The sequence below is a fragment of the Lysinibacillus louembei genome (assembly GCF_033880585.1).
GTDB classification, from domain to species: domain Bacteria; phylum Bacillota; class Bacilli; order Bacillales_A; family Planococcaceae; genus Metasolibacillus; species Metasolibacillus louembei.
Map to the genome: position 1 here is coordinate 2,079,138 of NZ_CP137624.1, position 19,999 is coordinate 2,099,136.

Annotated in this window: 16 protein-coding genes and 1 riboswitch; of the genes, 3 read left to right on the top strand and 13 right to left on the bottom strand. The window is 39.3% G+C overall.

Annotated elements, in window-relative coordinates; genetic code table 11:
• Positions 1-55: 55 nt before the first annotated feature.
• The 6 genes from R6U77_RS10290 to R6U77_RS10315 all read right to left on the bottom strand — a co-directional run bounded on the left by R6U77_RS10290 (position 56) and on the right by R6U77_RS10315 (position 6,152).
• Positions 56-880, bottom strand: a complete 825-nt coding sequence (locus tag R6U77_RS10290) for a methyl-accepting chemotaxis protein (RefSeq protein ID WP_319835594.1) — start codon at positions 878-880, stop codon at positions 56-58.
• 188 nt (positions 881-1,068) lie between these two features.
• Positions 1,069-2,109, bottom strand: coding sequence for a YkvI family membrane protein (locus tag R6U77_RS10295; protein WP_319835595.1), 1,041 nt, complete (start codon positions 2,107-2,109; stop codon positions 1,069-1,071).
• A gap of 118 nt (positions 2,110-2,227) precedes the next feature.
• Positions 2,228-3,334, bottom strand: a complete 1,107-nt coding sequence (gene menC / locus R6U77_RS10300) for an o-succinylbenzoate synthase (RefSeq protein WP_319835596.1) — start codon at positions 3,332-3,334, stop codon at positions 2,228-2,230.
• Positions 3,335-4,156: a GNAT family N-acetyltransferase gene (locus R6U77_RS10305; protein ID WP_319835597.1), complete on the bottom strand. Its 822-nt coding sequence runs from the start codon at positions 4,154-4,156 to the stop codon at positions 3,335-3,337.
• Positions 4,156-5,289, bottom strand: a complete 1,134-nt coding sequence (locus R6U77_RS10310; protein WP_319835598.1) for an amidohydrolase — start codon at positions 5,287-5,289, stop codon at positions 4,156-4,158. The genes R6U77_RS10305 and R6U77_RS10310 overlap by 1 nt, the downstream gene beginning before the upstream one ends.
• A gap of 5 nt (positions 5,290-5,294) precedes the next feature.
• Positions 5,295-6,152, bottom strand: a complete 858-nt coding sequence (locus tag R6U77_RS10315; RefSeq protein WP_319835599.1) for a MurR/RpiR family transcriptional regulator — start codon at positions 6,150-6,152, stop codon at positions 5,295-5,297.
• A 184-nt stretch (positions 6,153-6,336) separates the two neighbouring features.
• Between R6U77_RS10315 and pdxS the strand changes: the two genes are divergently transcribed.
• The 3 genes from pdxS (at position 6,337) to R6U77_RS10330 (ending at position 9,731) form a co-directional block, all read left to right on the top strand.
• Entirely contained in the window at positions 6,337-7,185 is an 849-nt protein-coding gene (pdxS, locus tag R6U77_RS10320; protein WP_406601105.1) for a pyridoxal 5'-phosphate synthase lyase subunit PdxS, read from the top strand.
• A gap of 125 nt (positions 7,186-7,310) precedes the next feature.
• The gene (locus R6U77_RS10325) at positions 7,311-7,805 is read left to right on the top strand and encodes an LURP-one-related/scramblase family protein (RefSeq protein WP_319835600.1); all 495 of its coding nucleotides are present in this window, start codon (positions 7,311-7,313) and stop codon (positions 7,803-7,805) included.
• A 204-nt stretch (positions 7,806-8,009) separates the two neighbouring features.
• Positions 8,010-9,731, top strand: a complete 1,722-nt coding sequence (locus R6U77_RS10330) for an IS1182 family transposase (RefSeq protein WP_319835601.1) — start codon at positions 8,010-8,012, stop codon at positions 9,729-9,731.
• Here R6U77_RS10330 and R6U77_RS10335 read toward each other — a convergent pair.
• The 7 genes from R6U77_RS10335 to R6U77_RS10365 form a co-directional block, all read right to left on the bottom strand.
• Entirely contained in the window at positions 9,716-10,000 is a 285-nt protein-coding gene (locus R6U77_RS10335) for a precorrin-6A/cobalt-precorrin-6A reductase (protein ID WP_319835602.1), read from the bottom strand. The genes R6U77_RS10330 and R6U77_RS10335 overlap by 16 nt on opposite strands.
• 153 nt (positions 10,001-10,153) lie before the next feature.
• A riboswitch (cobalamin riboswitch) is annotated at positions 10,154-10,337 on the bottom strand.
• 79 nt (positions 10,338-10,416) lie between these two features.
• On the bottom strand, positions 10,417-11,112 hold the full coding sequence (locus tag R6U77_RS10340; protein ID WP_319835603.1) for an ECF transporter S component: 696 nt from the start codon (positions 11,110-11,112) through the stop codon (positions 10,417-10,419).
• Positions 11,091-12,737, bottom strand: a complete 1,647-nt coding sequence (locus R6U77_RS10345) for an ABC transporter ATP-binding protein (protein WP_319835604.1) — start codon at positions 12,735-12,737, stop codon at positions 11,091-11,093. Before R6U77_RS10345 ends, R6U77_RS10340 begins: the two co-directional genes overlap by 22 nt.
• Positions 12,710-13,591, bottom strand: coding sequence for an energy-coupling factor transporter transmembrane component T (locus R6U77_RS10350; protein ID WP_319835605.1), 882 nt, complete (start codon positions 13,589-13,591; stop codon positions 12,710-12,712). Before R6U77_RS10350 ends, R6U77_RS10345 begins: the two co-directional genes overlap by 28 nt.
• A gap of 1 nt (position 13,592) precedes the next feature.
• Positions 13,593-14,417: a DUF4430 domain-containing protein gene (locus R6U77_RS10355; protein ID WP_319835606.1), complete on the bottom strand. Its 825-nt coding sequence runs from the start codon at positions 14,415-14,417 to the stop codon at positions 13,593-13,595.
• Position 14,418: 1 nt separating this feature from the next.
• Positions 14,419-15,957 carry an S-layer homology domain-containing protein gene (locus tag R6U77_RS10360; protein WP_319835607.1) on the bottom strand — a complete coding sequence of 513 codons (1,539 nt, stop codon included), beginning with the start codon at positions 15,955-15,957 and terminating at the stop codon, positions 14,419-14,421.
• Positions 15,958-16,025: 68 nt separating this feature from the next.
• On the bottom strand, positions 16,026-19,961 hold the full coding sequence (locus R6U77_RS10365) for an S-layer homology domain-containing protein (RefSeq protein ID WP_319835608.1): 3,936 nt from the start codon (positions 19,959-19,961) through the stop codon (positions 16,026-16,028).
• Between the last annotated feature and the right edge of the window lie 38 nt (positions 19,962-19,999).

The window sequence follows — 19,999 nt, forward strand, 5'->3', positions numbered from 1 at the left end:
AGCCCATAATAAAAGCGGCTTATCATCTTTTAAAAAGTTGAAGCCGCTTTTCATTTTATTTCAATGTACTTTGCATAAATGTTTTCATATCATGACTTAAAGTAGTCAGCTCTTCAATAATTTCGCTAAAATCTTGAACTAGCTGAGCTTGTTCATTTGTAGCTTCGTTAATTTGCCCCAAATTTTGCTTTAAGTTTTCTAAGTTGCGGTTAATATTTTTTAACGAGCCCTCAATATTTTCAGTCGCATTTGATGTTTCTTGGGACATTTTGCGAACTTCCTGCGCTACAATGTTGAAGCCTGCGCCATGTTGACCTGCGCGTGCTGCTTCAATGGAAGCATTTAAGCCAAGTAAGTTTGTTTGGCGAGAGATATTTTTGATTAAATCTGTAATACCATTGGTTTTTTCAGCATCCTCAAGTGTATGCTGAGCTTGGCGATTAATCTCTTCACTTGTAGCAGCTAGCTCTTCAGAGTGGGAAGCAATTGTATGTACTTTGTCTTGCAAGTTTGTAACAATCATATTCATTTGCTCCATATAATGCTCAAGCTTTACCATATTATCAATTGGCAAGCCAAAAGCAAGTGCCCCTACTACTTTACCATTTTCACGAATTGGAAATGAGAAAGCGTTCACGGCCACACCGTAAACATCCTGAGGAATAATCACATCTGCATTTTTCCCATTGAAGGCAAGAAATACGTTATCATCGTTAGGATTAATAGAATCCCCATCTTTATAACCAGTATCAACTCGCTTACCAGCTAAATATTTAATCATTTTGTTATCTTCTTTTCGACAGACAGCGACAATGGCTTCTTCTTTCAATGCAAGGTGCATATAAGGGGCGGACATTGCAAGTGCTTCAATAATGTTCATGCGTAATTCCTCCAAATTTCGTTAATAAAATGGCAATAATTACTTTTACTTTAACATAACGCTACATAATACTAAATAACGAATTAATAAAAAAATAAAAATATAGTAAGCGATTTAATTTTACATACACAAGATTAGGCTGTCTGAAAAGATGATTCTTCCCAAACAGCCCTCCATCATTATGAAACTCATTTTTTTCTAAGCCATGCTAGAACGATAACGAAAATAAGGGCGAATCCTAAATAACCCATTGAGGCATATACTTTCCCTACTAAATCCGTAAAGCCTATAAAACTGGCAAGGAATCCTGCCGTACCAACGAGAACTAGCGCAGGCTTAAACATTTGATGATCTGGTGCTACAAAACGTACTGTGAACGCATAAAACATACCAACTGCTGTGTTGTACATCATACCGAGTAAGGCAATGGCCATTAAAATGCCAACGAACGGATGAATTTGATTTGCTAAAGCAAGTGTTGGCATATCGACACCTGCCACAACATCTATTTTCACAAGCATTGTCACATTGATTAAAATAATAAGCATACCAAGCATAATACCGCCAAAAATCCCACCAAGACCAGCTACTTTGCGGTCCTTTACTGTTCCGCCCATCACAATAAGCATCGCTGCGCCTGCCGCAAGATTATAGGAAACATACAAGAGTGCACTAACTAACCAATTAGAGCTTGCAGATGCCTGTGTTTTAGCAAGTTGATCTGCCTCTGAAAGGGAAACATCCATCGTAAACAATGAATAGATTAAAATAATAAAAATGATTGCCATTAAATAAGGTGTAAGAGCTGCGATGATATTAATAATATTTTTAACATTTAAAAGCAATGTGCCAATTGTTAAAAGCACCATAATAATACTACCAACCATCGTAGGGATGCCGAACATTTGATGGAAGGTTGCACCAGAGCCAGCAAACATAACGACTGCGACACCGAATAAGAAAAAGGTAATTAAAAAGTCGAGTGCAAGACCGAGATAGCGACCACCAATGTAATAAATAACACCTTTATGTGAAGTTGTTTGAAGCTGTGAGCCAAGCTGCGCTAATGTCATACCTAAAAATGAAAAGGCAAATGTAGCTAGCAATGCGCCGATAATTCCAATGAAGCCGAAGCTTGTGAAAAATTGCATAATTTCTTGACCTGATGCAAAGCCAGCTCCAACAATGAGTCCGACAAACGCTCCGCCAATTTGTAAGCTTTTTTTCATTGTTTCACTCCTTATTTTAGTTAGAAAATTCTGATTTTTAATAAGCGAATAATTCAAGTATTTTCTTAAAATAGCTGCCTAGAAAGTTATGTTAGCTTATTTTCTAAGCAGCTATCAATTAGCGATAAATCTTTTTGGCTACAGTGTAGGATTCAACAGTTTCTCTATTGATCTCATAGCCGATACCTGCGGATTGAGGCACTTGGATATAGCCGTTTTCAGCGATAACCTCTGGCTCGATAATATCCTTTTCCCAATAGCGGCTCGAGCTTGCTGTATCACCAGGTAGGATGAAGTTTGGTAGCGCTGTGAGTGCGACATTGTGCGCGCGACCTACACCAGATTCTAGCATGCCACCACACCATACAGGGATACCCGCAGCAGCGCAATAATCATGAATTTTCTTAGCCTCTGTTAAGCCGCCAACGCGACCGATTTTAATGTTAATAATTTTAGTAGAGCCTAGCTCAACAGCCTTGCGGGCATCTTCAAGTGAATGGATGCTTTCATCTAGGCAAATCGGTGTAGCTAGCTGCTGCTGTAATTTTGCATGGTCAATAATATCATCTGAAGCTAACGGCTGTTCAATCATTGTTAAGTTAAATTCATCTAATTGCTTTAGTAATTGTGCATCCTCTAAGCGATAGGCTGAGTTCGCATCCGCCATAATCGCTACATTTGGGAAGGCGTTGCGCAATGAACGCATCACTTCAACATCCCAACCGGGCTTTACTTTCACTTTAATGCGCTTATAGCCTTCTTGTACGTAACCTCCAACTAATTCAACAAGCTCTTCAATTGAATTTTGAATGCCGATACTAATACCTACTTCGATTTTATCTTTTGTTCCACCAAGAGCTTGTGCTAATGATTGGTTCGTTTGTTGTGCATAAATATCCCAAACAGCACCTTCAATCGTCGATTTTGCCATATTGTTTTTACGAATAGCTGAAAAAATGTCACTTACTTCATCTGGATGAGTAATTTCCTTATTTAAAATAAGTGGAATTAAAAAATCCTCCAGCATATGCCAGTTTGTTTTCATCGTTTCCTCGTTATACCATGGTGAATCGAAGGCAACAGACTCGCCCCAACCAATTGTACCTGACTCATCCTTTGCCTCTAACAGTAAAAAGTTTTTCGTCGTAAATGTGCCAAAGCTAGTTGTAAAAGGAGACTTTAACTCCATTTGTAAATGGCGTATCGTCATTTCAGTAATTTTCATTTATATTTCCTCCAGTGCTAAAGCTGATTTTTTCACAAAAATATATTGATTCCATTGTGATTGCTTTTCTATACGAACGGCTGCATAGCCTGCTGCAAACAGCTCTTGAAAAATTTTCCGTGTAGCGAGCCGCCAATGCAATGCATGCTCCTGACTTTGCCCTTTTAATGCTTGAAAATCCTGCGGAACAGGTAAGGAATAGCTCTGCGCATCATAAATTGTGTGTAAATTGTGTGTGTGCCTGGCACCTAAAGTGGGTAACCCTTGTTCATCTATTACGATCTCACCAAGAGGAATAGGTGCTGGAGCTAAAGGCTGATGTTTGTGTACCACATAATCGCTTGTCAAATGCCAATGAACTTCAAAGCGATCGGAAGGTAGCCCCTTATTAAAGCCGTCCTGCATTTCTCCATAGCAATTTTCAATATACGTATCACAAATGCCGTTGAGCTTTGTTAAATTTAAAAAGCCGTTACGTGTTTCGAGTGGGTCATATGTCCATGTCATTAGTTCATAGCCTTTTTGAATGGCGATATTGCGCTGAGCTAGCTTTAATTGCTCACCAATTTGCTGTGAGCGATAGGCATTATCAATACCTAGCATATGTGAGCATAAATAGCTTTTCCCATTTTTCCAGCCAGCGAAGGCGTAGCTAAAGCCAATTAACTTATCAGCATCAAAGGCCCCAACGATGATACCACCATTTTTTACGGCAGTAAATGTTTGATGTGTTGGAATAGGGGAGATGCCCCAGACTTTCCACTCTAGCTGCTGCACGAGCTCCATTTCCTCAATCGTTGTTAGCTCTCTAATTGCAATCATCAGCACTCGCTTCCTTTTACTTTTTGTAATGTCAATAATAAAGCTTTCATAATAATTTCAGCTCCAACATGTAAACGCTCTTTGTTAAAGGTCATCAGTGGGTGATGAAGCCCTGGGGTAACACCACAGCCTAAGCCCAGCATTGTTGTTTTCAAATGTGGCTGCTCATAGGCATAATAGTGGAAATCTTCTCCACCTGGTGTCACGACATCGCCAGCGCAATATTGCTCTCCAACTGTTTCGATAATTGCCTGCTTCATAATGGCTTTCGCTTCATCATGTACTTGCGCTGCTACAATTTGTGCCGCACAAGTTGTTTCAATTCTAGCCCCGTAAAGTGTTTCCACTGCCGTGACAGCTTTATGGAAGCCATTTGTTAATGCTTCCATTGTTTCGTTTGTTTGGGCGCGTGCATCGATACTGAATGTCGCACTACCTGGGATGATATTGGCTGAGGAGCCTCCTGCCTGAAGCTGTGTCATTTTAATAGATGCCGATTGCGTTGGGCTAATCCAATGACGTTTCATTGCATCAATAAGGGCCGCGGCTACTTCTATTGCATTAATTCCTTGCTCAGGGCGAGCACCATGTGCCTCAATTCCTGTAATGGTGCCTGTAAACATTTTAGCCGCACCATGATAAAGTGCAGGTGTGTGCACGCCATCTGGAATTTCAACTAATGGTCTTACATGTGTGCCAAATAAATATTCAAGTGGTGCAGTTACACCTTGTTGAATGACAGCTTTTGCCCCTTGCCCCTTTTCCTCAGCAGGCTGAAAAATAATGCGCACAGCGCCAGAGAGGCGATCCTTTTGCTCGTTTAATAATAATGCTACGCCAAGAGCTATCGTCATATGCCCATCATGTCCACAAGAATGATTGGCTTGAAATTTTCCTCCAACCTCCTGCCAAAGTGCGTCCATATCTGTACGGAAGCCTACTTTCGGAACGCCTTTACCTATATCGACATAGAGACCTGTCATATTGTCAAACGTATGTGGCTCTAAACCTTCATCCTTTAAAAGCTGCGCAATATAAGCAGTTGTCCCAACTTCCTGCCAGCTAATTTCTGGATTTGCATGTAAATGAGTAAATATTTTGTCCATTTGATTTGTAATTGTTTGTACGGTCATTTTGTTCAACTCCATCTGTTTGCTAAAAAGCTATTTTGAAAATCATCATAATTGATCCGTTGTTGATTATAGTATGGGATATCGTGTGACATCATGCCTGCTACTAACGTATTGAGAAATGCCATTAAGACAGGCATTAAGTCAATTGTTGAAAGCTCTACCTGCTGTAAAACAAATGTTTCGTGCGCATATGGATGAATCGGTGCGACATTTGTATCTGTAATCGCAATAATATAAGCACCGCGCTGCTGAAATTGCTCAGCAATTTCAATTGGCTCCTTATAATAGCGATGTAAGGAAACGACAATTGCCACAGCCGTTTCGTCAACTTCCTGCAATGTTCGAATTAAGGTGCTTGTATCTGTATGTACAAGCTTCACCCCTGGTCGCAGCATATTGAGTGTAAACTGTAGCCATTGTGTCGCAAAAATAGAGCCACCAGCTCCAATTAAGTAAATAGTGCTTGCTTCATGGATTTTCTTTGTCACTTCATGAAATTGCTGCGAGTCAATTTGCGTTGCAACATTGGCGATTTGCTTGCTCATTTGCCCCATTACTTTTTCACAAAGCTGCTCGCTTGGTAATGCTTTCTTTGAGGCAACATAATTACCTAATGTACTATTTGTATTATGCTCAAATAAGTATTCTCTCCATTTTTGTTGAAGCTGTACATAGCCATCCAATCCGACTGAATAGCAAAAGCGTATCACCGTTGTTTCACTTGCTCCTGCCTTTTTTCCAACTTCTGCAGCGGAGTGCATACTAATAAAAGATGGATTATTTAATACGAAGTTGGCAACTTTTTGCTGCGACTTCGATAGTGTACTGAAATGCTGTTCAATTTTCTTTTTAATGGATATCAAAAGGAAGTCACTCCTTCATTTTATGATAAATTGAAGTATAGGCTTCAATTTATCATAAATAGTGTAATCATGCAATTCGTTTTCTGAAAGTTCTTTTAATTAATCTGACACCTTTAAAAAATATAAAACTGGATATTTTGTAATGGTCAAAATATGATAACCTAAATTTAGGAAAAGGAGGAAGATAAAAATGATGAACTATGGTGGCGTAATTATGGATGTTATTAATGCAGAGCAGGCAAGGATTGCGGAGGCGGCAGGAGCAGTAGCTGTAATGGCTTTAGAGCGTGTGCCGTCAGATATACGTGCAGCTGGTGGAGTGGCGCGCATGGCAGATCCACGAATTATTAAAGAAGTACAAGAGGCTGTTGCAATTCCTGTTATGGCAAAGGCACGTATCGGTCATATTTCAGAGGCACGTGTACTAGAGGCATTGAATATTGATTTTATTGATGAAAGTGAAGTATTATCACCAGCAGACGAGGAATTCCATTTATTAAAAAGCTCGTTCAAAGTACCATTTGTATGTGGTGCACGTAATCTTGGCGAGGCAGCAAGACGCATTGGTGAAGGCGCAAAAATGCTGCGCACAAAAGGAGAGCCAGGTACAGGAAATATCGTGGAGGCAGTGCGTCATTTACGTGAGGTGAATGCGCAAGTGCAAAAAATCATTCATCTAGATTCCGCAGAATTAATGACAGAAGCCAGGGAGCTTGGCGCACCATATGAAGTATTACTAGCGATTAAAGAGGCAAAACGTTTACCAGTTATCAATTATGCGGCAGGAGGTGTAGCAACACCAGCTGATGCAGCACTAATGATGGAATTAGGGGCAGATGGTGTATTCGTAGGGTCAGGCATTTTTAAATCGGAAAACCCTGAGCAATTTGCGAAGGCAATCGTGCAAGCAACAGCGAATTATCAAGATTATGAGCTGATTGCTCATTTATCAAATGGCTTAGGTACACCAATGAAGGGAATTGACTTAGCTACATTGTCGACACATGAAAGAATGGCTACGCGTGGTTTATAAGGAAAAGACTGTTGGGGAAGTTTCTGTTTTCCTCACAGTCTTTTTCTATATTAAACAGTATTTATGAATCTATAAGGAGAGAAAGAACGTATATTAGTTAATTAGAAAACGAAAGGGGAGATATGATGAAACAGCTTTATATTAAACAAAAAATATTAAGCCTAAGTGGGAAGTTTACTGTGAAAAATGAGCAGGGAGAGGATGCCTATTTCGTTGACGGGAGCTTTCTGCAAATTCCGAAGACGTTTACAATATTTGATACGTCGAGAGCTGAAGTGGCAGTTATCACAAAAAAGGTTTTTAGTTTTTTACCAACATTTTTTGTTGAAGTGAATGGACGAGAAATGGTGAAAATTAAAAAGGAATTCAGCTTTTTAAAGGCACGTTATTCTATTGAAGCAGAAGGCGTTGAAGTACGTGGTAATTGGTTTGATATGAATTTTACATTACTAAAGCATGGTGAAGTAGTTGGCAGTGTGAAGAAAGAATGGTTTACGTGGGGCGATAGCTATAAAGTGGAAGTATTAGATGAAGCATTAGAGAAACTTATAATCGCAATCGTTGTAGCTATTGATTGTGTAAAGGCAGATCATGCAGCGGCAGCATCAGCAGCAACGTAAAAAAATGTGCAAGCAGCCGTTGTGAGTAGATTTTTAGCGGAATGATTAAATGAGGCTGGGACAAAACCCATCCCCAAATTCAAAAGCCGGTGAAATTTTACAATCAGTAAAATTTCACCGGCTTTCATTTTTGGATTAAAAATAAGGATCTCTTCTGATAAAATTAAGTTACCACACAAAATCAATCTAGAAAGAAGGATCCTTATGTTTAAAGATTATAACATGAATCAATTAGTTTTACCGCTGGATGTTGAAATAAAATTACAAGAACACGATATCGCCTTCTCTATTCATCAATTAGTGGAAAGTATCCCCACAGAAGCTTTCGCTCCTTTTCTGCAACAAACCGGCTGTCCAGCCTATCACCCACGTATGATGCTCAAGCTCATTTTATGTGGCTATACCCAATCAGCGTTCTCTGGTCGCCGAATTGAAGACCTGACGAAAGATAGCCTTCGTATGATGTGGCTTGCGCAAGGCTATCAACCAAGTTACCGTACCATCAATCGTTTCCGTGTCCACCCATTGACAAAGGAATTGCTTCGTCAATGTTTCGTGCAATTCCGTTGTCAACTGGTGAAGGAGGACCTGATTGCGCAAGAAGCCATTTTTATTGACGGCACGAAAATCGAAGCAACTGCGAACAAATTCACCTTTGTGTGGAAACGTTCGATTGAAAAATATGAAGCGAGTTTGGTGGAAAAATCAAACCAGCTGTATGAGGAATTACTGCAACAACAAATTATACCAGCCATCGAACAAGAAGTGGAAACGCAGCTGTCCATCACTGAATTAAAGCAGGTGGCAGAAAAATTAGAAGAAGTCGTAGCCGACTATACAGAAAGAATCGAGCAATCCGAAAAGGCACAAGAGCGAAAGCAGCTACGAAGTGAACGAAAAACACCGAAACAACAATGGAAGCAAGTAAACGAGTGGATCACCCGCAAACAGAAATATGAACGAGATTTTGCGATTTTCGGCAAACGGAATAGCTATGCCAAAACAGACCCTGATGCAACTTTTATGCGCATGAAGGATGACTACATGCAAAATGGCCAATTAAAAGCGGGCTACAATTTACAAATTGCGACAGAGGGACAGTACACATTGGCTTATGGCATTTATGCGAATCCAACGGATACGAAAACGTTGATTCCCTTCTTGGATGAAATCGAGAGACGCTATTTTCAATTGCCACAACATATCGTAGCCGATGCCGGCTATGGTAGTGAGCCAAACTATGAAGATGTACGAAACAACCGAAAGTGTGAACCTGTGATTCCCTATACGCATTATCGAAAAGAGCAAAGCAAAAAATACCAACAAGACCCCTTCCGAACAAGTAACTGGATGTATGATGAAGAGTTGGATACCTATATCTGTCCATACCAGCAAAAAGTAACGTTCCGCTATGAGTCAACACAAGAAGACAAAGAAGGATTCCAACGAACGTTTCGTATCTATGAATGCGAAGACTGTACCGGTTGTCCATTTCGAGAGAAATGTACGAAAGCCCAAGAAGGCAAGTCACGGAAAATCAAGGTAAATGAAAACTGGGAACAACAAAAAGCATATGTACGTACAAAGCTTTCAGAAGCCAAAGCAGGAACTCTCTACCGTCAACGAAAAGTAGATGTAGAACCAGTTTTTGGCTGTCTGAAGGCTAATTTAGGTTTTACTCGCTTTTCGGTTCGTGGTCAATCGAAGGTGGAAAACGAAATCGGCTTCGCTTTGATGGCCGTGAATCTACGAAAGTATAGGTGGAAGAGGAAATCTTCTTCCAGTTCTTCCTTTCACACATCAAAAAATCGAAATCACCTGATGCGATTTCGATTTTTTGTATGGACTAGAACTATTTATGTCCCAGCCTCAACGTCACGTTTTGTAAGGGAGTTTAGTATAATCGATTTTTACATAACAAGCTGAGGATGCTCGTAACGCACATAGGAGACACCACAATTGAAGGCAGCCTCCATTGCGGTTTTTGATGCTTCCTTAGCGAATGGGTGACTTGCATCGACAACACAAGTAACTTCGTGCTCTGTAATCATATCAACCATTTCATGGACAGATAAAGAATTCATTAAAAGAGTCCCAGCTAAACAAGTGTTTTTTGTTATGACACGATGACCTTGCTGCTGCAATGTAATGGCTAATTCACGTGTTTCATTTATTCCTTCTATAAATAAAATCATCTGCACCCTCCTTATACTAAACTAAAAAAAGCTGTATCTCTAAAGTAAAGAGATACAGGCTATGAGATTTCATGTTGAAAAAGCGTGTATATGCTAATGTATACACATTTTTGTACATTCGATGTCTCGCCTATACTTCTCCCTCCGAAAAGCAAGTGACCAATTAAATAAGCAGGTTTCCTGGCTCGTGCTTCGTTTTACTTTCACATCTTCCCATTCCAGTGAACAGTGATTGGCGTGATTTCATCTGCACTTACAGTAGCGGGGGCTGCATTAGCTTTTCACTAATTTCCCTTTTACCTCAGCATTGCTAAGCACTCATTTAACCATCATATTCGATTATGTTTTTACAATAACATATTTCCCCAAGATTTCAATAGTTTTTTGTCTCCATTCAGCAAGCTAAACCGTTTGCACTACTGTAATAGCCCGTATTTCGTTTTGATGCGCTCCAGCTTCTCACGTATAGGCTTTTCTAATAATAATAAAAAGATAACATTTGATATTGCGTAAACAATCATAAAGGGCACAGCGGAGGTTAAGGCAACAATGTAAGCACTCCAGCTAAATACCCCGTACATCGAGATTGTTCCCCAAATGTCCATACCGAAAGAGAAAAAAATACCTGCAAACATACCAAATAGAATTAAAGGGATTTTTTTATGCATGATGCCAGTTTTCCCTAGTAGCCCTGCAATAAAGCCAATCATTCCCCACATAAACATTTGGAATGGCGTCCAAGGCCCTTGTCCGAAAAACATATTGGATACTAGGGCGGAAATAGCGCCTGTTAAAAAGCCTGCCTCTGCACCAAGTGAAAAGCCTGTGATAGCAGTAATTGCTGCAACAGGCTTGAAGCCTGGTGTCACAACAAACAATGCGCGCCCGGCTACAGAAATGGCGGACATAACAGCAATCACTAAAATTTCACGTGGCTGTGGCTTACGGCGTTCAAATGATAGGAAGAACGGGACAGATGCTAAAATGATAATAACAATCGAAATAAAATAATATTTTCTATCAGCAAATAGCGTAATACCTGCATATAAAGTAAGTGGGATAGCAATGAAAATAACAAGGAGTGAAATAGCTAAACGCATGTTTTTTGACATAGTGTAACGACATCCTCACATGTAATGGCATTGCTCAATTGTTCCCGTGATATGCGGTGTGCTGCTGTTGTATAAAAGCTATTGCCACTATAAAATGCACGTGGCTCATCTTCTGACACGATGCTGCCATCGAAAAACAGGGCACATCTGCTGCTATATTGCGCTGAAAATTCAATATCATGTGTCACCATAATAATCGTCATCCCTTTTGCCTGCAAATTGTTCAAGATGTCTGCAAGCTCATTCTTTGCCTGTGCATCAAGTCCCTTTGTTGGCTCGTCCAGTAACAAAATTTTTGGTTCGATTAACAACAGCTTAGCGAGCGCTAGCTTTTGCTGCTCACCACCACTTAAATCATATGGATGGCGCTTGACTAGATGCGTCAATTGGAATAATTGAATCGTTTCCTGCATTTTTTCTTTCGTTATTTTATGTAAATGAGCCATATCCTCAAGCTCTTGCTGCACGGTTTTTTGGACAAATAATGTTTTAGGGTCCTGTGGCAGCAATGTTAAATAGTGTTGATATAATTGCTTATTACTATAGCTTTTTAATGGCTTATTAAATAAAGTGACCTTGCCACGATAAGGCTTTTGAAGCCCTGCTAAAATGGACAATACCGTGGATTTACCAGTTCCATTGCCACCGAGTATTGTTAAAAACTCCTGCTCCTTTACTTGTAAATTGAAATGATAGATGATATCCTGCCCGTTTTTTTCATAGCGAAAGGCAATATCCCTTGCCTCCAATACAATATTTTCTTTATTTTTCTGTATGATGGGAGGCAGCGTGATTGCGGGAACTTGTTGCTCCTTCAGCCAGCGCTGCCCTTCACGAATGGTCAAAGGAATCAGTCCTTCACCATTCAATAAATGAAAAATTTTTGTGGCTGTCGGTAAAGCTGTAATCATTGCATGATTTGCTGGCAATGTCTTTAAAATTTCGCGTGGGGAACCATCAAATAAAATTGTTCCTTTATCCATTATCAGCACACGATCAGCGAGTGGAAGTACCTCCTCAAGGCGATGCTCAATCAAAATAATTGTAATGCCAAGCTCTTTGTTTAAGCGGTGCAATGTTTGAATAAATTCCAATGCTGCAATCGGGTCAAGCTGTGATGTCGGCTCGTCTAGCAGTAGTAATTTTGGCTGCATAACCATAATAGAGGCTAAATTTAATAATTGCTTTTGTCCGCCAGAAAGCTCAGTTGTCTTTTGATGGAACCATTTTTGAATGCCGAAAAAGTTAGCCATTTCCGCTACTCTACGGCGAATTGTCGCTGAATTCACACCAAGACTTTCTAAGCCAAAGGCAAGCTCATGCCATACTTTATCTGTAACAATTTGATTATCAGGATTTTGAAAAACATAGCCAATATTAGCTGCTGCCACTTCTGCATCGAGCTGCTCTAAATCACAGCCTTGATAAAAAATATGTCCTGTCCTGTCACCATATGGGCATAGCTCACGCTTAAAATGACGTAGCAACGTGCTTTTGCCACAGCCAGATTGTCCGATGAATGCAATGAATTCACCTTGCTGAATCGTTAAATCAATATTTTTTAATACGGGCTCTATCTCATTTGGATATGTAAAGCTTACATTGTCGATTTTAACGATCGCCATTTGAACGCCTCCCTTATTTCGATAATGAGTGGGATAGAGAGCAGCAGCAAGTAGCTACTGTAAAATAAAATGCTCCCAATATCCCATTTGAGTGCACTAAAGGTTGGATAAAAATAAAAGGATGTCGTACCAAGAAAGCCAGCAGCTAAATTCGTAAGAAAAAGCACTAAAATTATTGCTAAAACGACGCCATCACGACGTTCAAAGACAAACAATGAGAAGGCTGATCGCTTCTTAATGCCATAGCCACGAGCCTTCATAGAATCCGCTGTATCAATCGCATTGTCCAATGCCCAAGTAATTAAAATAGATAGGATGCGTACGATACATTTAATTCGATGCCAAAGGGAACCAGCTGTATAATCCATCCCGATTACTTTTTGTGCTTGGACAATTTGTGCTAGCTGATGACGAAAGCGTGGCACTAAGCGCAATGAAATGGACAATGTAAGTGATAGGGCTGGCGATACCTTGCCGAATAAATAAATAAATTTATCGGATGTCATCACAGTGTTGTAGCTGCTAAACCATAGCATTACTGCTACAAGCATTGTGGCAATGGCAAGTCCATACATAATGGCTTCTACAGTAACGGCATTGCCGTTTAAATAAAATAATTTAAGCTGTCCATTATGACTAATTAAAGGATTAATCATCGCCATTAGGAAAAACAGTGGTACATATAGCTTCCAATCCTTAAAAAACAATTGTCTACGCAATGCAATATTTAAGCTGATTGCTGAAAAAATAGTGATAACTAAGTACACGGGGTGCATAAAAAACATGGATAAGCCAATTGCTACGACAAAAAAGGAAAAAAGCACGATTGGGTGAAATGTTTCAAAGGCCTTCATTTTATTCACCTGCCCAATAATGTCCTAGGTCGCGACCTAAATCGACTGTATAATGCCATTCGATGACGTCGCCATCTTGTAAAACATACTGACTGCATCCGTAATTAGGGAATACACCGTTGACGTTATACATCCACCCACTTAATTCACCTGCACTAAATTCATATAGATGGTTGATACCTTCTATATAAACACTACTATAAATGTTTTCATTTGCTCCCTGATATTCCATTTGGATTTTATGCTCCTTTGTAGCACGCTGTAATATATCCCAAACGGTATCATTTTCAGATAACAGCTCATAGGTCGTCGGCTTTAAAATAACACCGCTTTTCGGCACATATTTTTCGCTTTGCAGAGCTGGGTCTAGTAAATCCCAATGCTGAAGTAATGTATCAACACGAATTGCAATCGTTACAGTGCGCTTTTGTGGTGCAGGCTCCTGCGTTTTTTCTACTTTTTTTTCTTTAGGCTTTTCAGCTGGTTGTTTCGTTTGGTTGTTTGGCTCTATTTTTGTACTTGGTGTTTTTGTAACTTCCTGTTTTTTTTCTGTTACCGGTTTTTCTTCCTTTTGCGTTTCAGGCTGTGTTTTTTGTTCCTTTACTTGCTCTTTAGGCTGTTCCTCTTTTGCAGGTTCCTTGACCTCTTCCTGTTCAGCAGGTTCAGGCTCAATCGGCTCTGGTTCTTCTGGCTGCGAAGGGGAGGGAGGCGTAATGCTTTGCTCCTCCTCCTGCATTTTTTCAAATTCCTCAACGGATTGAAGGCCACAAGCAGCTAAAAATATAACGACTAGTGTTAGCAATAAAACATGTACAGTTTTTTTCATTTTATTGCTCCACTACCTTTAAGAAATTGACATACATTTTTGCTGCATGTGCACGGGTAATGGAATTAGTAGGATGAAATGAACCATCTGCGCCCTGTGCAATGTCAAAATTATATAAGAATGTAATAGCTTGCTGTGATTTCTCAGATAATTGTGCAATATCCTTTAAAGGTGCTATTTGAGCAGCTGTATAAGCTTTGCCTGTTTGATGTGCATAGGCATTTGCTAGCATAACCGCTAACTCCTCACGTGAAATAGGGGAGGATGGTGAAAATTTATTAGATTTTCCTACTAATAAATTAGCCTCATAAGCTGCTGCAATTTCTCGTTTTGTTTCATCATTGTATGCGCTAATATCTGTAAATGGTGTGCTGCTAGTGCTTGTTAATTGAAGCGCACGCACTAAAATGGATACAGCTTGTACACGTGTTAAGCTGTTGTTTGGTTTAAAGGTATTGTCCTCATAGCCTTTTAATAAGCCCCTTGCAACAGCTGCTTCGATATCAGCCTTTGCCCAATGTGATTGCACATCCTTAAAGCTCACTTTTGAAGTAGGGGGGGCAGGCTTGTTTGGTTGCTCAGGTGTAGATGGCTGTTTTTTTGTATCTGACATATCGTACAGCTTCGTTTTGCCTGCAACTAGTCGATTATACGCTGCGAGTGTATAAGCTGCCTGCTCGGTTGCCATCCCGTTTGCTGCTGTTTCAGTTAATGCATGCTTGAAGCCACCATCCTTTGCATTATAAAAGGAAAAGAAGCTATTGAATGTGCTGTTAAAGCGTTGATCCTTGCTGACATCGATGTTTAAGCTGGAAAGTGCTGTAATAACTTGTGCGGCACTCTCGATATTGGTAACACCCCAGCTTTGATAGCTGCCGTTTGCCTGTTGTAATTTTTGCAATGTGTTCAAAGCTTTATCGATAGATGTCTTTACATCTTGTCGATCTTTATATGTAGAAAGTGCTTGAAGTGCCATTGCTGTCATATCAGGGTCTGCCTTTGTTCCAGATAAATCCCAGCCACCATCAGGCAATTGTTTAGCTAATATATGCTGAATGAGCTTTTCACGTGTCGTCGTAGCGGTTTTAGGTAGCTCAAAACCCCATGTATCTAAAGCAATTAAAGCAAAGTAGGCGCCATTCGAACCTTGCCATACGACTTTATCAAAATCGCTTAGCTTTTCTACTAAATTATAGCCACCTACATTGGTAGGGTCTTTGCCGATTGCTGTTAGAGCAATAATTAAACGTGAGTACTCAGTGTACTTACGGCTGTGTAATTCACCTTTAACAGATTGGACATGCTTGACAACATTGTCATAATATTTATCATAGTAATCTTTCGGAACCTTGTATTCACCACGAGCAAGTGCAATAATAAACCACTCATTGCCAAACGTAGGGTTCGGTGCTTTCGTTACCATGTAATTTCCAGTTGTTTGATAAGCTTCTATAGCTGAAACATTTTGAGCAGAAACAGGTGATACAATTAATATTAAGGCATATAGCATCACGAGAAGCATGGATAATTTTTGCTTCATTATATAACCTCCATTCTACGAAAAGGTACTAACCCAAATGCAAGAAGCCTTTGGGTTAGTATAGAAATTTACATCATCTCTGCAATAATTAACGTACGTTTTAAAATTTTAGCTGTTTGTCCACGCGTTAATGAAGCACCTGGATCAAAGGAGCCATCCTCTTTACCTGTCATAATATCAAGGCTGTTTAATAGCTCAATATACGGTAAGTATTCCGGGCTAATATTGCTGCTATCAGTGAAATCAACTTGGCCGTTAGCTTTTACATCTACCTTGACATAATCTAAAATACGAGCCATAAAGGCAGCAGCTTGTTGGCGTGTAATTGGTGCCTCTGGATTGAATGTAGAAGCAGTTGTTCCTTTCGTAATGCCCGCTTCAAATAATGCTTGAATATCCGACTCATACCATTTACCTTGTGTATCGCTAAATGGATTTTCACCAGTTGACTGTAAGCCAAGTGAGCGACTAATTAAAGCGGCAAATTGTGCACGTGTAATTGGTTTATTCGGCTCAAACGTTTCTGATGTTGTGCCTTGAATGACGAGTCGGTTCGCTAAAAACTCAATTTCATCTTTGTTCGCTAAATTTGCAATATCATTAAAGGTTGCTGAACGCTCTGCAATAACAAATGTGCCGCTTGTTTTAGTAAATACGACAATTTCCCCGTTCACTACTTGATGTGGAACAGGCTTATATGCACCGCCGACAAGCTGTAAAACAACACTGTTAGCTTTTACATTCTTAGCAGGTAAAGTTACTTTTAAATATTCATTACCTAAAGAAATTGGCTTGACTCTACCTTGCGCTGTTTCAATACCAAATGAAATAGTAAATTGTTTATTGTCGATATCTTTTGTAACAGAGGCGCTAATTTGCTCACCATCTGCTAATGTCATTGTATTGAATGTGGACATTGGGATTTCTAATTTGAAATTATCATCACTTTGAATAATAAGCTTTTGAATATTTTTCTCACGATATTGTTGAAGGTTTTCTTGTGTAATCAGTGCTTTATTTTCATTACCTTCAATTGTAATTTCAACGACTGTCTTATTTTGTGGCTGCTCTGTATCTGTCTTAGGTACAGTATGTTCTGCAATACATTGCTCATCGCCTTCAGGGCATAGCTTTGCAATACACTCTGTATCACCCTCGGCACATGTAGCATCACCTGCTGCGCCACCAGCACCATTTTCGATACCATCGACATAGCCGCCAGTATCTTTCCCTAAATCTATTGTATAAACCCATTCAACAACATCGTTCGGAGATAGAACGTAGCTTGCTGCTGAATAAGAAGGGAAGACACCATTTACACGATACATCCAACCACTTAAAGGACCACGATCAAATTCATAAAGCCCAGCGATCCCATCAATATAGACACCAAGCTCCGTTTGGCGATAACTTAATGCAATCCCATTGTCATCTGTTGCTCTTTTTAAAGCATCAAAGGCTGTTTCACCAGCAAATACTTTTGTTGCTGTTGGCTTTAACGGTACTTCAGATGATGAAATTCGGATGGATACCGTGGCATAGCCAATTGGTTCTTTGTCTGATGGAACGGAAGGCTGATTTCCATTGTTGTCAGGAGGGGAAGGCTCCTCGTCATCATCACCATCGCCATCCTCAGGTGTAGAAGGTCGATCTTTTGTATCGGACATATCATAAAGCGCTGTTTGACCGCTTAGTAGACGGTTGTAGGCTGCTAATGAGTAACCGACCTGTACTGTTGCCATGCCATTGGCTTTATTTTGGCTATAGCTATGTTTAAAGCCGCCATCGTCTGATTGGTATGTCATAATATTAGAAATCACTTTGTTAAAACGTTCATCTTTATTTACATCAATTCCTAAGCTTACAAGTGCTGTTACAACTTGAGCAGCACTTTCAGGGTTTTCAACCCCTTTGACTACAGAATAATCAGCAGATTTATAGCCACCATTAGGTAATTGCATTGCTGCTAGCTTGTCTACTGCTCGATTAATTACTTCTTGTACTTTCGTATTACTTTGATAATATGGTGCAAGTGCTTGTAGCGTCATCCCTGTTACGTCTGCGTCATCATTACTACCACTTAATGCAAAGCCCCCAGCGCCTTTAATTTCCTTCGATAAAATATAATCTATTAATTTATCTCGTGTTGTAGTTGCTGTTTCAGGCAAATCGAATGCCCAAGTATCAAGGGCAATCAATGAATAAACTGCGGAGTTTATGCCAGGACTTATAGCAAAATTATAATCTGTTAACTTTTCTACCAGATTGTAACCACCAACATCTCTAGGATCTTTGCCAATTGCAGTAAGTGCAATAATTACTCGAGACCAATCTGTTGATTGGCTACCTATTTTCCCATTTGTTGTTTTTACATGTTTTACGAGATTGCTATAATATTGCTCATAATAATCTTTATATTTATCAGAATTGTCACCACGAGCTAATGTTAAAATTGTCCATTCTGACCCATAAGTAGGTATAGCTGAGCTTGATGATAAATAATTGGCAACAGCATGATAGGCATCGACTGTAGGAGGTTGCAATTCTATTAAACGTTTTTGTAAAGCCTCTAATTTTGCGTAGTTTGTGACACGAGTTTTAAACTCATCTAGCAATTGGTCATAGGCCTGTTGTGCCTCAATTACTTTTGGTCGGTCAGCCCAAACTAAGGCTTCTAAAGATGGTAATGCATTAATCTTTGTGATGACTTGGTTAATATCACCTTCTGCATTTATTATTTGCTCTTTTTTTATAAGATCATCATAGTTTGAAACATTATTTTGTAAACTTTTTGGATTTAAACTATTGTAGGCAGCCTTTGCGGTAGCTAATTGCTCTTTTGCTGATGTGCTATCTATATCAATAGCGTCAATTAATAGCTCTACATATCGAACTTCTTTATCAAATAGTTCTTGTTTATTACTTACGCTATTATTATTTCGATATGTTGTTGGTAGAATATTATATTTTTTTCTTGCATAATCTAGCTGCTCTTTTATTGTCGTATTAATTGTTAGCTCTTCTATTTTAGGAAGCGCATTGATAGCCAGGTAAGCATATTTAACTTCTTTAGCTATCAAATTGTCATTAAATGCAAGGATCTCTGAATCTGTAACTTTCCTATAGCCAGAAGTTTTAATCAAGGTACTATATTTTTCACGAATAGTATCTAATTTACTATTTACTTCCTCACTTAAAGAAGTCATTTCCTCAGGAGTAGGTAAATCATTGTTAGGGTCCTGCATATACAATTTGAAATAGGTAATTTCTTTTTCTAATAACATAGTGAAGTAAGGTAGTTTACCTGCTGTTATCAATAAAGTACGAGCAGGCGCTTTTACTTTACTATCTAGCTCTCTTGCTTGCAGTAAGAGCTGATATGTTGTCTCATCAGCACTTGTAATTGGCGGAAGGGCTAGGATAAAATCTATAGCTTCGCGAGCTTCAGGGGAAATAACATATGCTGTGATTGCTTTAGTATTAGTACCTAATTTAGCAGTAATGATTGTTTCGCCAATTGCCTTAGCTGTTACTAATCCATTATCAACAGTTGCAACTCCAGAATTACTTGAAGTCCATTCAATTGATGCACTGTCCTCTGTTGTTGAAGTAGTTGCTATCAGTTCAAATGTCTCAGCTACTTGTAATAGTAACGGTTCTTCTATATTTAATTGAATATCGCTAACTGACAGAGGAGAGATCTCCATAAATGGAGTAATTGTTGCATCATTTAATTGTATTGGCTGTTCTAGTTCAGCTAATTCAAATGCATGATCCTGCTCTGTTGAATCTTCTAATTTTTTTTCATTATCAGGTTCTGTCGTATTATCTTGTTTAGTTGAATCATCAAGATGCTGTTCACTAATATTATGAGCATTCTCACTATTCAGCGCGCCTGTTTCTCCTTCAAAATGCTGTGCCTTGATTACACTAGCCGGAGAGAATAGCGATAACACTAAAATAAAGACAAGCGCTATATGTAGCTGTTTTTTCCATATAGCCATTAAAAAGCCACTCCTTTATAAATAGTTAAATACTGATA